The sequence below is a fragment of the Aliihoeflea sp. 40Bstr573 genome, assembly GCF_024105655.1.
Taxonomy (GTDB): Bacteria; Pseudomonadota; Alphaproteobacteria; order Rhizobiales; family Rhizobiaceae; genus Aliihoeflea.
This window is the reverse complement of sequence record NZ_JAAAMH010000001.1, coordinates 107,470-121,906: the sequence shown is the minus strand read 5'-3', so window position 1 is coordinate 121,906 and position 14,437 is coordinate 107,470. Positions and strand designations below refer to the sequence as shown.

Annotated in this window: 10 protein-coding genes; 7 read left to right on the top strand and 3 right to left on the bottom strand. The window is 64.5% G+C overall.

All coding sequences use genetic code 11. The annotated features are described in order from the left end of the window. Positions 1 to 7: 7 nt before the first annotated feature. Together GTK01_RS00570 and GTK01_RS00565 are read right to left on the bottom strand one after the other, a co-directional pair. Entirely contained in the window at positions 8 to 841 is an 834-nt protein-coding gene (locus GTK01_RS00570) for a DUF1194 domain-containing protein (protein WP_371924229.1), read from the bottom strand. Between the two features lie 112 nt (positions 842 to 953). Next, positions 954 to 3,473: an FAD-dependent oxidoreductase gene (locus tag GTK01_RS00565; protein ID WP_252923800.1), complete on the bottom strand. Its 2,520-nt coding sequence runs from the start codon at positions 3,471 to 3,473 to the stop codon at positions 954 to 956. 260 nt (positions 3,474 to 3,733) lie between these two features. Between GTK01_RS00565 and GTK01_RS00560 the strand changes: the two genes are divergently transcribed. The 5 genes from GTK01_RS00560 to GTK01_RS00540 all read left to right on the top strand — a co-directional run bounded on the left by GTK01_RS00560 (position 3,734) and on the right by GTK01_RS00540 (position 9,778). Further along, the gene (locus tag GTK01_RS00560; RefSeq protein ID WP_252923798.1) at positions 3,734 to 4,993 is read left to right on the top strand and encodes a sarcosine oxidase subunit beta family protein; all 1,260 of its coding nucleotides are present in this window, start codon (positions 3,734 to 3,736) and stop codon (positions 4,991 to 4,993) included. A 10-nt stretch (positions 4,994 to 5,003) separates the two neighbouring features. Then, positions 5,004 to 5,282: a sarcosine oxidase subunit delta gene (locus tag GTK01_RS00555; RefSeq protein ID WP_252923796.1), complete on the top strand. Its 279-nt coding sequence runs from the start codon at positions 5,004 to 5,006 to the stop codon at positions 5,280 to 5,282. Then, positions 5,279 to 8,227, top strand: a complete 2,949-nt coding sequence (locus GTK01_RS00550) for a sarcosine oxidase subunit alpha family protein (protein WP_252923794.1) — start codon at positions 5,279 to 5,281, stop codon at positions 8,225 to 8,227. Before GTK01_RS00555 ends, GTK01_RS00550 begins: the two co-directional genes overlap by 4 nt. After that, positions 8,220 to 8,807: a sarcosine oxidase subunit gamma gene (locus GTK01_RS00545; protein ID WP_252923792.1), complete on the top strand. Its 588-nt coding sequence runs from the start codon at positions 8,220 to 8,222 to the stop codon at positions 8,805 to 8,807. Before GTK01_RS00550 ends, GTK01_RS00545 begins: the two co-directional genes overlap by 8 nt. Positions 8,808 to 8,956: 149 nt before the next feature. Continuing rightward, entirely contained in the window at positions 8,957 to 9,778 is an 822-nt protein-coding gene (locus GTK01_RS00540; RefSeq protein ID WP_252923790.1) for an alpha/beta fold hydrolase, read from the top strand. Positions 9,779 to 9,827: 49 nt separating this feature from the next. Here the strand turns inward: GTK01_RS00540 and GTK01_RS00535 are convergent, their stop codons facing one another. After that, positions 9,828 to 10,538 carry a nitroreductase gene (locus tag GTK01_RS00535; protein ID WP_252923787.1) on the bottom strand — a complete coding sequence of 237 codons (711 nt, stop codon included), beginning with the start codon at positions 10,536 to 10,538 and terminating at the stop codon, positions 9,828 to 9,830. A 173-nt stretch (positions 10,539 to 10,711) separates the two neighbouring features. Here GTK01_RS00535 and GTK01_RS00530 point away from each other — a divergent pair, with 173 nt between their 5' ends. Next, positions 10,712 to 13,165, top strand: a complete 2,454-nt coding sequence (locus GTK01_RS00530) for an FAD-dependent oxidoreductase (RefSeq protein WP_252923785.1) — start codon at positions 10,712 to 10,714, stop codon at positions 13,163 to 13,165. Positions 13,166 to 13,175: 10 nt separating this feature from the next. Then, positions 13,176 to 14,417, top strand: a complete 1,242-nt coding sequence (locus GTK01_RS00525) for a pyridoxal phosphate-dependent aminotransferase (protein ID WP_252923783.1) — start codon at positions 13,176 to 13,178, stop codon at positions 14,415 to 14,417. The last annotated feature ends 20 nt before the right edge of the window (positions 14,418 to 14,437 follow it).

Below are 14,437 nucleotides of genomic sequence, written 5' to 3'. Positions count from 1 at the left end.
CGAAGTGTTAGGGATTGGGCCAGTTCCAACTGCGGTTCATCCACCGCTTCTCGCCGATCAGGCAATCATACTCTTCGACATTCGCCGCCTGCACGACCGGGGCCCGCTCGGCATAGGTCCGCCATGTGGGCGACCAGGGACCCGCGAGTTCGAGCACCAGCTTGCGCCGGACGGCTTCCGGGAACTGGCCCCAGTCGTTGACCGGGATAACGAACGACCCCGGCCCGCCTGTGACGCAATAGGAGTAGTACCCGTCGAGGTCCGGCACATCGAAGACCGTGCTCATACCGCCATTGGTCATCAGCGGCAGGCCGTTGACGACAATGCCCTGCGCCACCAGCCGGTCGCGCGCTTCGGCCACCGGGCCACCCTGATTGTTCGGTCCGTCACCGGAAATATCGACGACTCGGCGCAGGCCCCTGAAATTGCTCTCCGCGAAGAGGTCACCGGCAAAATCCAGTGCGCCGGAGATCGACGTGCGGCGCGCGCTGTTGGTGTTTTGCTGGCCTATAAGCGCGGCAACGGCCTCTGCGTCCTCGCGCGAGGCGATCACCGTCCAGGGCACGACGAGATAATGGGATTCGTCCCCCGCCCATTCGAACATCGCGAGCGCGATCTTGCCGTAGGCGCCATCCTCGATCGCCTGGATCACGCTCTCATGCGTCAGCGCCGCCACGTACCCGTCGCGCTGGATGCGCAACTCCTCATAGGACATCGAAAGCGAAACGTCGGCTGCCAGAACGAGCTGAACGTCGACGATTTCCTGTTCCGCGAATGCCCGGTCGGTGGAAACGCTTGCCGTCATCAGCGTGATTGTGACGCTGCCTGTGATCGAAGACATGGTTCGAACAGTCACGGCCATGTCACGAGGATACGCACGTTCTATCGATCACAAAGCGAAAAGCCCGGCCATACCGGGCTTCTCCATTCACGATGACGTTACGTCAGAATTTTCATCCGTCGGTGCGCAACGCAGCATTTTCCGGGTCAAACGGGCTTTCGGCGATCACCGTCGCCTTGTGCGGCTTGCCGAGAATCGTGATCTCCAGTTCCGTGCCCTCTGCCGCGGCTTCCGGCTTCACCATCGCAAGCGCGATGCTCTTGCCGATCCGCCAGCCATAGCCGCCATGGGTCGCACGGCCGACCAGCCTGCCGTCCTTGTGGATCGCTTCGTTTCCGCGGGCGTCCGAGTCGGTCACGCCATGGACCTCGAGCGTGACGAAGTTCCAGTTCGGACCCGTCTCCTTCAGTTTCACCAGCGCGTCGCGGCCGATGAATTCGCCCTTGCCGGGATGGACGAAACGGTCGAGCCCGCTTTCCCAGGCGGAATACTCGATCGAGAGCTCGCGCGGGATCAGGCGATAGCTCTTCTCGATCGCCATCGCCGTCATCGCGCGTATGCCGAATGGCTTGATGCCGAACTCGGCGCCTGCCTCCATCAGCGCGTCGAAGATCGCATTCTGCTGCTCGATCGGGTGATGCAGTTCCCAGCCGAGTTCGCCGACGAAGTTGACGCGCAGCGCATGAGCCGTCCCGGTTCCGACCGCGATCTCCTTGCCTGACAGCCAAGGGAAATCGGCATTGGACAGGCTCGTGCGGGTGAGCCTCTTCAGGACGTCGCGGCTCCTCGGGCCGGCCAGCACGAGAACGCCATACATCTGCGTGATCGGCTGGAGAACGACCGAACCGTCGGTCGGCGCGAGCTTGGCGAGAACGTCGTGATCGTGCGCCTCGTAAGCGCCAGCCGAGACGAGGTAGAACCGCCCGGGCTTCCACTCGTAGACCGTGAACTCGCTTTTGACGCCGCCGGTCTTCGTCAGAAGATGCGTCAGCGCGATGCGCCCGCGCTTCTTTGGGATCCTGTTGGCGAGGATCGATTCCAGCCATGCGCGTGCGCCCGGCCCGGACACTTCCATCTTGGCGAAGGCAGACATGTCGAGCACGCCGACATTCTCATGCACGTTCTTCACTTCCGCGCCGACATGGTCGAAGTAGTTCGAGCGGCGGAACGACCAGCGCTCGACGATGCGGCCATCGTCCAGCGCCGGCGCATGGTTGTGGTTGGTCAGGACGTCCGCGCCGACGCCGAGTTCGGCCGCCGGCACTTCATAACCTTCCGGCGCAAACCAGTTGGCGCGCTCCCAACCATAGACCGACCCGAACACCGCGCCCATCTGCTTCAGCCGCGAATAGACCGGCGTCGTCTTCAAGGGGCGCGCGGCGGCGCGTTCCTCGTCGGGATAGTGCATGGTGAAGACGTTGGCGTAGGCTTCCTCATTCTTCGCCTTCAGGTAGCCTTCGGTCGCGTAGGGGCCGAAGCGGCGCGGGTCGACGCCCATCATGTCGATGGTCGGCTCGCCGTCGACGATCCATTCGGCAAGCTGCCAGCCGGCGCCGCCGGCGGCCGTGACGCCGAAGGAATGCCCCTCGTTCAGCCAGAAATTCTTCAGCCCCGGCGCAGGCCCGATGATCGGCGAGCCGTCCGGCGTATAGGCGATGGCCCCGTTATAGACCTTCTTGATGCCGACTTCACCGAAGGCCGGCACGCGCGCGATCGCCGTTTCGATATGCGGCATCAGCCGTTCGAGCTCTTCCTGGAACAGCTCGTATTCCGAATCGTCAGAAGGCCCGTCGACATAGCAGACCGGCGCGCCGTGCTCGTAGGGCCCAAGAAGCAGCCCGCCATTTTCCTCGCGCATGTACCAGGACGAGTCGCTCTCGCGCAGCACGCCCATTTCCGGCAGTCCCTGCTTCCGTCGCTCGACGATCGCCGGATGCGGCTCGGTGACGATGTACTGGTGCTCGACCGGAATGACCGGCACGTTGAGCCCGACCATCTCTCCGGTCTTGCGGGCGAAATTGCCGGTGGCCGAGACGATGTGCTCGGCCTCGATGTCGCCCTTGTCGGTCTTCACCAGCCACTTGCCGTCGGCGGTCTGCTCGATCGCGGTCACGGTTGTGTTGCGGTAGATCGTGGCGCCGCGGTCGCGCGCGCCCTTTGCCAGCGCCTGCGTCAGGTCGGCCGGCTGGATATAGCCATCGTCGGGATGCTGGATCGCGCCCAGAAGCCCGTCCGTCTCGCACAGCGGCCAGATTTCCTTGACCTGGCCGGGCGTCAGGATATTGACCGGGATGCCAAGCGTCTCGGCGACGCCGGCGTAGTACATGTATTCGTCCCAGCGGTCCTTGGTGCGGGCGAGGCGGATATTCGTGACCTGCGAAAAGCCGACATTCATGCCGGTCTCTTCCTGAAGCTCCTGATAGAACTTCACCGAATAGCGGTGAATCTGGCCGACCGAATAGCTCATGTTGAAGAGCGGCAGCAGCCCCGCCGCGTGCCAGGTCGAGCCCGAGGTCAGTTCCTTGCGCTCGATCAGGACGACGTCCGACCAGCCCTTCCTGGCGAGGTGATAGAGCGTCGAGACGCCAACCACGCCTCCACCGATGACGACCGCACGCGCTTTGTCTTTCATGTCCCCGAAGGCTCCCCGAATATGAGATTGGCAGCGCAGTTCTTGTGGTGCGGCCTGCATCGAATTTCGCGGACAATAGGCTGGCCCGAAAGTCCCTTTCAGGCCTGTTTGCGACATCGCCCAAACGCCCCGCGACGCTGGCGATCCGCCACATCGATAGGTCGGGATAGCGAAAGCCGATGGCGCTTTATTTGCGTTGGCCCGCGGGCGTGATCTATACCGTCGCCCAGTCGCAACGCTTCATTCGAGCGGGGACCCGCATGGCCGAATACTCGTTCCTTTCCCTCCTGAGGAACGCCCTTTCCGGAAACGAGGACTGGAAGCCGGCCTGGCGCAAGCCGGACCCCCGCCCTTCCTATGACGTCATCGTCATCGGCGGCGGAGGCCACGGCCTGTCGACCGCCTACTACCTCGCCAAGGAGCATGGCATCACCAATGTCGCGGTGCTCGAAAAGGGCTATCTCGGCTCGGGCAATATTGGCCGCAACACCACGATCGTGCGCTCGAACTACCTTTTGCCGGACAATATCCGCTTTTACGAGCACTCGATGAAGCTGTGGGAAAACCTCTCCCACGATCTGAATTACAACGTGATGTTCTCGCAGCGCGGCGTTCTCAACCTTGCCCACTCCCCCGCCCAGATGGACGAGCACGCGCGCCGGGGCAACGCGATGCGCCACGAGGGTGGCGACGCAGTCCTGCTCGGCCGCGGGGAAGTCGCGCGCATGGTGCCCGGCCTCGACATGTCGGCCACGGCGCGCTTTCCCGTCCTCGGCGGCCTGCTGCAGCCGCGCGCCGGCACCGCCCGCCACGATGCGGTTGCCTGGGGCTATGCGCGCGGCGCTGACCGGCGCGGCGTCGACATCCTTGAGAATTGCGAGGTCACCGGCTTCCTGCGCGAGGGCGAACGCGTGGTCGGCGTCACCACCACGCGCGGCGAGATTCGCGCCAAGAAGGTCGCCGTCGCCGTCGCCGGCTCTACCGGCCGCGTAATGAAGCTCGCCGGCATCGACGATCTGCCGATCGAAAGCCACGTCCTCCAGGCCTTCGTCTCTGAGTCTCTCAAGCCGCTCATCAACCAGGTCGTCACCTTCGGCGGCGGCCATCTCTATGTCTCGCAGTCCGACAAGGGCGGGCTCGTGTTCGGCGGGGATCTCGACGGCTACAACACCTACGCCCAGCGCGGAAACCTGCCGCTGGTCGAGGAGGTCATGAGCGAGCTTCTCGCCATGTTCCCCAATCTCGCCCGCGTTCGCCTGCTGCGCTCATGGGGCGGCGTGATGGACATGTCGATGGACGGATCGCCGATCATCACGCCCGGCCCGCTGCCCGGCATGTTCCTGAATTGCGGCTGGTGCTACGGCGGCTTCAAGGCGACGCCCGCCTCCGGCTGGTGCTTCGCGCACACGATCGCGCGCGGGGAAGCCCACCCCTTGAACGCCGCCTTCACGCTCGACCGCTTCGCGCGCGGCATCCTGATCGACGAAAAAGGCCAGGGCGCAACGCCCAAATGGCATTGAGGCTTCATCCATGCTGATCGCCTGCCCCTATTGCGGCCCCCGCGACCTGTCGGAATTCACCTATCAGGGCGATGCCAACCGCACCCGGCCGCACCCGATGTCGAACGACCAGTCCGCGTGGAACGCCTATGTCTACGACCGCGTCAACACGGCCGGTGACCATCGCGAGTTCTGGCAGCACTCCGGCGGCTGCCGCGCGCATCTGGCCGTCGTCCGCTCGACGCTGACGCACGAGATCAAGTCCGTCGCCATTGCCCGCGAGAGCATGAACCGAGAGGCCGCCAAGTGAGCCCGCGCCGCGCCCACAATGGCGGCCGGATCGACCGCGCGACCCGCCTCCGCTTCACCTTCGACGGCACGGCGATGACCGGCCATGCCGGGGACACGCTCGCCTCGGCGCTTTTGGCCAACGGCATCTCAGTCGTCGGCCGCTCGTTCAAGTACCACCGCCCGCGCGGCGTCTTTTCCGCCGGTATCGAAGAGCCGAACGCGCTCGTCACGGTGATCAGGGGCAAGCTGCGCGAGCCGAACATCCCCGCAACGCAGATCGAACTTTACGACGGTCTCACCGTCGAGAGTCAGAACCGCTTTCCCTCGCTATCGTTCGACGTCGGCGCGCTCAACAGCCTTGCCGGGAACCTCTTTGCAGCCGGATTCTATTACAAGACCTTCATGGGACCGGTCGTCGGCCCCTTGAAGGGCACGCGCTTCTGGATGTTCTGCGAGCACTTCATCCGCCGCGCCGCCGGCCTGGGCCGCGCGGGCTATGAGCCGGATACCGATCGCTACGAGAAGATGTACGGCTTTTGCGACGTGCTCGTCGTCGGCTCCGGTCCCGCCGGGCTGATGGCCGCGAAGCGCGCGGCGGCGACAGGCAAACGCGTCTTCCTTGCCGAGCAGGAGGCCGAATTCGGCGGCACGTTGCGCTGGAAGTCGGCCACCATCGATGGCCTTCCCGCAGCAGAGTGGGTCGCCGCCACGATTGCCGAACTTGCAACCTTGCCCAACGTCACCCTCCTGCCCCGCACGACGGTGTGGGGCTATTACGACGACAATGCGCTCGGCGCGCTCGAGCGTGTCAGCGACCACAAGGCGCACGCGGCCATCGGCGAGCCGCGCCATCGCCATTGGACCATCCGCGCCGGGGACGTTGTTCTGGCCACAGGCGCCTTCGAGCGGCCGATCGTGTTCCCCGGCAACGATCGGCCGGGAATCATGCTCGCCTCCGCCGCCGCGCGCTACGCCAGCGAATACGGCGTTCTGCCGGGCGAGCGCATCGCGATCTTCGCAAACAACGATTCCGCCTACGAAGCCGCGCTGGCGCTGAAGGATGCCGGGGCGGAGATCGCCGCCATCATCGACGTGCGCGCCGGCGTCTCGCTTTCCGCGCGCGAACTTGCACGGGAGGCAGGCGCCGAACTCTTGCTCGGCTACGCCGTCACCAGCACGTCCGGCGCGCGCCGCCTGCGTGAGATCGAGATCCAACCCTTCGCCGACGGAAAGGTCAAGGATGGCGCCACGCGGGCCATCGTCGTCGATTGCCTTGCTGTTTCCGGCGGCTGGTCGCCCGCGATTCACCTTGCCAGCCAGGCCGGGCACGCGCCGCAATGGGACGAGTCGCTCCGAGCCTTTCTGCCACCGTCGCCCACGCAACGCTGGACCGGCGCCGGCGCTTTCACCGGCGCATTTTCCGCCGCCGCCGCGCTCGGCGATGATCACGCCGTCAACGAGCCCGAGATCGAGTACGAACCAGCGCCCGTGTTCGAAATCCACCCGACCGGCAAGAAGTCCGGCAAGGCCTTCGTCGATCTCCAGCACGACGTCACCGCTTCCGACATTCGCCTCGCCCATCGCGAGGGATTCCAGTCTGTCGAGCATTTGAAGCGCTATACGACGCTCGGCATGGCGACCGACCAGGGCAAATCGTCCAACGTGCCGGGCCTCGCGATCATGGCCGCCGCGCGCGGGCTGCCGATCTCGGAAGTCGGCACGACGCGCTTCCGCCCGCCCTTCTCCGCCGTCTCGCTTGGCGCGCTCGCCGCAGATCGGCATGGCCACTTCAAGCCGCAACGGCTGACGCCTATGCACGACTGGCACCTCGCGCGCGGCGCGCGCATGTATGCCGCCGGCCTTTGGTATCGCCCGATGATCTACGGCGCAGGCGGCGAGACGGTTGAGCAGGCCTATGTCCGCGAAGCCCGAGCCGTCCGCGCCTCCGTCGGCATCGTCGACGTCTCCACGCTCGGCAAGATCGCCGTCCAGGGCCCGGACGCTGCCGAATTCCTCGACCGCGTCTACACCAACATGTTCTCCACGCTCCCCGTCCACAAGGCGCGCTACGGCCTGATGTTGCGCGAGGAAGGCATCGCCTTCGACGATGGCACGACTTGGCGGCTTGGCGAGCACGATTTCCTGATGACAACCACCACGGCCAACGCCGGCAAGGTCATGCAGCATCTGGAATACTATCTCGACTGCGTCTGGCCGGACCTGCGCGTCCACGTCACCTCCGTCACCGACGAGTGGGCGGGCGCGGCCGTCGCCGGCCCGAACGCTCGTCGCGTCCTCGAAGCCTGCGTCGAGAGCACCGGTGTGGACAACGACGCTCTGCCCTTCATGGGGATCGTCAGGGGCGAGATCGCCGGGGCGCCGGTCATGATCTGCCGCCTCTCTTTCTCGGGCGAACTCGCCTATGAGGTCTATTGCGGCGCAGGTCACGGCCAGCATGTCTGGGATGCGCTGATGGCAGCTGGCCAGCCATTCGGCATCGTACCCTATGGGCTTGAGGCGCTCGGCACGCTGCGCATCGAAAAGGGCCACGTCACTGGCGCGGAGATCGACGGGCGTACCTCGCCGCGCGATCTCTACCTTGACTGGATGCTTTCGAAGAAGAAGCCCTATATCGGCTCGGCCATGGTCGACCGCGAAGGTCTTGTCGCGCCCGACCGCATCAGCCTCGTCGGCATCGTCGCGCTCGACGACCGTCCGCTCCAGGGCGGCGGCCACATCGTGGAGCAGCTCGGCGAGGAACCGCGCGGTTCGATCGGCCACATCACCGGCTTCTGCTTCTCTCCGGCGCTCGGCAAATACATCGCGCTCGCCCTCGTCAAAGGCGGCAAGGCCCGCCACGGCCAACGCGCTTTCGTCTCGGATCCCGTGCGGAACCGATACGGCCCGGTCGAAATCGTCAGTCACCACTTCTTCGATCCCGAAGGGAGCCGCATGCATGGTTGAAATCGTCTCCCCGCTCGAGCCCGACTACCGCCGCGGTGCGCATGGCAATCGCGAAGGCGGCTCGGGGGTGACGCTGTCGGAAACCCAGCCCGGATCGATCGTCCAACTCGCCGCGTGGCCTGGCCAGGACGAAGCGCTGCGCAAGGTCATTCAAACCGTGACGGGTCTGCACCTCGATGCTGTGCCGGGGGCGGGCGCGATCGTCGAGAACACCGCCGCCTTCGGCTTCGCGCCCGGCCGTTGGCTCGTCGTCGACCAGGCCGAGGGACGCGGCGAAACCCTGCGCGACAGAATCGGCAGCGATCTCGGCACGGTTTGCGACCTCTCGCACGGCCGCACGGCCATCGCCGTCGAGGGCGAGAGGGCGGAGCGTCTTTTGTCGAAACTTTACGCGCTCGATTTTTCAGCCGGTGCCTTTCCGGTCGGCCAGGCCAAATCCACCGCGCACCACGACGTCTTCACGCTCATCCACCGCACCGGGGTCGACCGCTTCGACCTCTACGTCTACCGCTCGTTCGCGCGATCCTTCTGGCACCTGCTGCGCGCAAGCGCCGAAGAGTTCGGCTATACGGTTGAATGACGCAGTCATCTCGGCTGTGTTCCTCGATGCAGGCTGGCGACGGGTTCCTGATCCTTCACGCCACGACGATCAACTTTTTCTGACGGTTGGCTAGAGGAACACCAGTCGGCCCGTTCTGGTTCGCCTCTCGAACCAAACGGAGTTGCTTCATGCCTTTCATCAAGACTGCCGACGACACCCAGATTTTCTACAACGACTGGGGCACCGGCAAACCCGTCATTCTCATCCATGGGTGGCCGCTGGACGGCGACATGTGGGAATACAATGCGCGCGTCCTCGTCGATGCCGGAATGCGCGTGATCTCATACGACCGACGCGGCTTCGGTCGGTCGAGCCAGCCATGGACGGGCTATGATTACGACACGATGGCCGACGATCTGAAGGCGATCATCGAAGAGCTCGGCCTCAACGAGGTCTCCCTCGTAGGCTTCTCGATGGGCGGCGGGGAAGTCGCGCGCTATGTCGGCCGATACGGGAGCGACCGGATCTCGAAAGCTGTGCTCGTCTCCTCCGTCACGCCCTTCCTGCTGAAGACGGGCGACAATCCCGATGGCGCCGACAAGAGCACATTCGACGAGATGGTCAGTGGCCTCAAGGCGGACCGGCCGCACTTCCTCGCCGATTTCGGCAAGACGTTCTACGGCGCCGGGATGCTCAATTTCGAGATTTCGAATGAATTGCTGGCCTGGACGAGCCAGCTCGCGATGTTGGCTTCGCCCAAGGCCACCATCGACTGCGTTCGCGCCTTTTCCGAAACCGACTTCCGGGACGATTTGCGAAAGTTCTCGATCCCGACCCTCGTCATCCACGGCGACAACGATCAGACCGTACCGATCGATGTCTCGGCTAATCGCGTGAAGGAATTCCTGCCGAGCGCTGAGCTCAAGGTCTATGACGGCGCCCCCCACGGCCTCCACTTCACCGACAAGGACAAGCTCAATCGGGACCTGATCGACTTCCTGAGCAAGTAAAGCCTCCGACGCGCCCCAGATCTGTATCTGGGGCGCTGCCATTGGGGCTTCACTTCACGAAGGAAACGAACTCTTCGAGCGGTGCGCGTTCGGACCTCAGAGAATTTTCAGGCTTCGATTCGTCCTCGTAGCCAAGGGCCATTCCGCAAACGATGATTTCCTCATCGGGAATGCCCAGCACCGGCCGGATCTGCCGATGATAAGGCGCGAACGCCGCCTGCGGACAGGTATGCAGCCCCCTGCCCCGCGCAGCGATCATGATCGACTGCAAGAACATGCCGTGGTCTATCCACGACCCCTGGTTCAGTCGGCGATCGATCGTGAAGATCATGCCGACCGGGGCGTCGAAGAAGGTGAAATTCCGGTCGTGCTGGGCGCGCATGCGCTCCGTTTCGCGCTTGCCGATGCCGAGCAGGTTGTAAAGTGCGAAGCCGACCGCGCGCCGGCGCGAAAGGTACGGCTCGAAGAACTGGTCAGGATAGTACTTGTACTCGTCCCAGGCGATCTTTTCCGCGCGGATGCCGGACCCCAGGATCGCGTCACTCATGGCCTGCTTCTTCTCGCCCGTGACGACATAGACCTTCCAGGGCTGCATGTTCGTGCCCGAGGGCGCGCGCGCGGCGATCTCCAGAATGTCCCGCACCGTTTGCTCATCCACCGGCGTCGGAAGGAAGGCGCGCACCGACTTGCGGGAATTGATCGCTTCATCGACGATAACGGCTTCGTCCAGCGGAGAAATATTGATGTCGGGAGCCAGCATGCGAAATCCTAGCGTTGCGGCTTGAGACTCAAATCGGGCGCGTTTGGCTACCCCGTGGATCAGGTCGGCATAGGCCATGCCATGCCAGCACGCAAATTCTTTGAGCCAGGAACGTCAAACCCATTGCCTTTTCCACCGCGGCTTGCAGGCTAGAGCGGCAAATGGGGAGCATCATGAGCGAATTGCCAAGCCAGGCCCGCGTGGCGATCATCGGCGGCGGCGCCGTTGGCGTCTCGGCCCTTTATCACCTTGCCAAGGCCGGCTGGACAGACTGCGTCCTGCTTGAAAAGAACGAGCTCACCTCCGGCTCCACCTGGCATGCCGCCGGCAATGTCCCGACCTTCTCGTCCTCCTGGTCGGTCATGAACATGCAGCGCTATTCGGCGCAGCTTTATCGCGGCCTCGCTGACGAAGTCGGCTATCCGATGAACTATCACGTCACCGGCTCGGTGCGCCTCGCCCACACGAAAGAGCGGATGCAGGAGTTCGCGCGCGTCAAAGCCATGGGCCGCCATCAAGGAATGGAGATCGACCTTCTCGGGCTCGACGAGCTTAAGGCGCGCTACCCCTTCCTCGAAAGGCACGGCCTGAAGGGCGCGCTTTACGACCCGAACGATGGCGACATCGATCCCGCGCAGTTGACGCAGGCTCTGGCCAAGGGCGCACGCGACATGGGCGCGAAGATCGTCCGCTTCTGCCCCCTCACCGGCGTTCGCCGCGAGAACGACCTTTGGAAGCTCGCGACGTCCGAAGGTGAGATTGCCTGCGAAATCGTCGTCAACGCCGCCGGCTACCGCGCTGGCGAAGTCGGCCGCATGTTCGGCCGCGACGTACCGATGATGGTGATGAGCCATCAATACATCTTATTTGAAGAGATCCCCGAACTTGCCGCCTGGTCGGAGGAAGCGGGCCGCAAGCTGCCGCTGCTGCGCGACGTCGATTCCTCCTATTACCTGCGCCAGGAAAAGACCGGCATGAATCTCGGGCCCTACGAGCGCAACTGCCGCGCACATTGGGCGTCGAGCGACGATCCGATGCCGGACGACTTCTCCTTCCAGCTCTTCCCCGACGATCTCGACCGGCTGGAATGGTATCTGGAAGACGCCGTGAAGCGCGTCCCGATCCTCGGCACCGCCGGGCTTTCCAAGGTCATCAACGGTCCGATCCCCTATGCGCCCGATGGCAATCCGCTGATCGGCCCGATGCCGGGCGTGCCGAACGCCTTCGAGGCCTGCGTCTTCACCTTCGGCATCGCGCAGGCAGGCGGCGCCGGCAAGGTGCTCGCCGAATGGGTCACGCAAGGCGCAACCGAATGGGACATGTGGTCGTGCGATCCGCGCCGCTTTACCGCCTTCGCCTCAGCGCCCGACTACGCGGTTGCCAAGGGCATGGAGGTCTACGGCCACGAATACGCGATCCACTTTCCCCGCCATGCCTGGCCGGCCGGTCGACCCGCCAAGCTCTCCGCCATTCACGACCGCATCGCCGCGTTCGGCGCGCAGTTCGGGGCGACCAATGGCTGGGAACGCGCCAATTGGTACGCGCAGCCCGGCGATGACACATCCGAGGCCGCGACGCAGACCTTCGAGCGCGATGGCCCCTGGCAAAAGCGCGTCCGCGAGGAATGTCACACCGTACGCGACGCGGCAGGCATTCTCGACCTTCCCGGCTTCTCGCGCTACCGCGTGCAGGGCGATGGCGCGCGCGACTGGCTGGCATCGCTCATCACCGGCGCCGTGCCGAAACCTGGCCGCATCGGCCTCGGCTATTTCGCCGACGCAAAGGGCCGGCTCGTCACCGAGATGTCGATCATGGCGGTCGCCGACGACTTCTTCTTCCTCATCACCGCAGCCGCTGCCGAGCTCCACGATTTCGAGTGGTTGGCGAAACATCTGCCGCAAGGCTCTGCCATCGCGCTTCAAAACGTCACCGACGCCTTCTCCTGCCAGATCCTCACCGGCCCTGGTTCCCGCGCCATTCTGGCCGCGATCACTGACGCCGACTTGTCCCGTCCCTGGCTCACCCATCAGTCTGCGCAGATCGCCGGCCAATGGTGCCAGCTCGTCCGCGTTTCCTTCGCCGGCGAACTCGGCTGGGAAATCCACACCAGGATTGAAGACACCGCGCCGATTTTCGATGCCGTCTGGGCCGCCGGCCAGAAACACGGCCTCAAGCCCTTCGGCATGTTCGCGCTGGATTCGCTGCGCCTCGAAAAGGGGTATCGCGGCTGGAAGCAGGATTTGTCGACCGACTATTCGGTTCTCCAGTGCGGCCTCGAACGCTTCGTGAAGTGGGACAAGCCGGATTTCCTCGGCAAGGCCGCCCTCGCATCCGAAAAGCAGGTAGGCGTCACAAAGCGCTTTGCGATCCTCACCCTCGATACCCCCGGCGCCTGCGACGCGCCCTACATGTCGACCGTGTGGCATGGGAACGAAATCGTCGGCGAAACGACCTCCGGCGGCTGGGGCCACCGGGTGGACCAGTCGATCGCCCTTGCCATGCTGCGTGCGGATTGTGCAAAACCGGGCTCCCGGGTCGAGATCGAAATCTTCGGCGAACGCTTCGCCGCAACGGTTCATGGCGATGCGCCCCTCTGGGACCCGGAAAACGCCAGACTCAAAGCCTGAAGGTTCAGCCATGCCCACCCCGTCCGCCCGCATTTCCGGCATCATTCCCTCCGGCAAGGATGGCTGGGAGGTTCATTTCGAGGCATACACCCGCAAGCAGGCCGGTGAAGCCATCACGATGCTTTCGGTCGGCGACCATGATTTCGATACGCCGAGCGAAACCGTCGAGGCCTGCGTGCGGGAAGTGCGCGCCGGCCATCACCACTATACGAACCTGCCCGGAGTGCCGCGCCTTCGCCGTGCCATGGCCGCCGTCTCGGCCGAATGCACCGGCGTCGCGACCACGGCCGACCAGGTGCTCGCGACACCCGGCGGCCAGTCCGCCCTTTTCGCTGCCGTCACCGCGACGCTCGATCCGGGAAGCCACGCCATCGTGGTTGCGCCCTACTACGCGACCTATCCCGGCACGTTCCGCGCCGCTGGCGCCGGCTTCACGGTCGTGGAGACCCGCGCGGAGGACGGCTTTCAGCCTGACGCCGCCGCCATCGAAAAGGCGATTGAGCCGAACACCCGTGCAATTCTTATCAACACGCCGAACAATCCGACTGGCGCGATCTACACCCGCGAAAGCCTCGAAAAGCTCGCCGATATCTGCATCCGGCACGATCTCTGGTTGCTCTCGGACGAAGTCTACTGGTCGATTACCGGCGGGCGCGAGCACATCTCGCCGCGCGCCTTGCCAAACATGGAAAAGCGCACGCTCGTCATCAACTCCATGTCAAAGAGCCATGGCATGACCGGCTGGCGCATCGGCTGGCTGACCGGGCCGGAGCCGATGATCTCGCTTCTGATCAACCTTAATCTGGTCACGACCTACGGCCTGCCCGACTTCGTCTCGCGCGCGGCAACAGAGGCGCTGGAAAACCGCTACGGCGTCGACGACATCGCCGCCCGCTACGGTGCCCGCCGCACCGTCTTTCTCGACGCGCTGGCCGGCGCCAACGACATCGTCGTGCGCGGCTCGCAAGGCGGCATGTATGTCATGCTCGACATTTCCGCGGTCGACCCGGACTGCGAGACCTTCGCCTGGGCGCTGCTCGAAGCCGAGAAGATCGCTGTCATGCCGGGCTCCAGTTTCGGCGACGCCGCCGCCGGCCACATCCGCATCAGCCTCACCCAGCCCGACGACATCCTGCGCGACGCCGCCATCCGCCTGAAGCGCTTCGTCGCCGGCTACAAGCGTAACGCGGCCTGGTGGAAGCGTTGCTATCCTCACACTGTATCCCGCCCCACAAAGGGGAGGGTGACGTGAACGTTGCGGCTCTGCCTGCG

Bases quoted from the DNA above. Each gene is read 5' to 3' on its own strand.
- GTK01_RS00570 (WP_371924229.1), bottom strand. From the start codon at position 841: ATGTCTTCGATCACAGGCAGCGTCACAATCACGCTGATGACGGCAAGC.
- GTK01_RS00545 (WP_252923792.1), top strand. From the start codon at position 8,220: ATGGTTGAAATCGTCTCCCCGCTCGAGCCCGACTACCGCCGCGGTGCG.
- GTK01_RS00535 (WP_252923787.1), bottom strand. From the start codon at position 10,538: ATGCTGGCTCCCGACATCAATATTTCTCCGCTGGACGAAGCCGTTATC.
- GTK01_RS00540 (WP_252923790.1), top strand. From the start codon at position 8,957: ATGCCTTTCATCAAGACTGCCGACGACACCCAGATTTTCTACAACGAC.
- GTK01_RS00530 (WP_252923785.1), top strand. From the start codon at position 10,712: ATGAGCGAATTGCCAAGCCAGGCCCGCGTGGCGATCATCGGCGGCGGC.
- GTK01_RS00565 (WP_252923800.1), bottom strand. From the start codon at position 3,473: ATGAAAGACAAAGCGCGTGCGGTCGTCATCGGTGGAGGCGTGGTTGGC.
- GTK01_RS00525 (WP_252923783.1), top strand. From the start codon at position 13,176: ATGCCCACCCCGTCCGCCCGCATTTCCGGCATCATTCCCTCCGGCAAG.
- GTK01_RS00560 (WP_252923798.1), top strand. From the start codon at position 3,734: ATGGCCGAATACTCGTTCCTTTCCCTCCTGAGGAACGCCCTTTCCGGA.
- GTK01_RS00555 (WP_252923796.1), top strand. From the start codon at position 5,004: ATGCTGATCGCCTGCCCCTATTGCGGCCCCCGCGACCTGTCGGAATTC.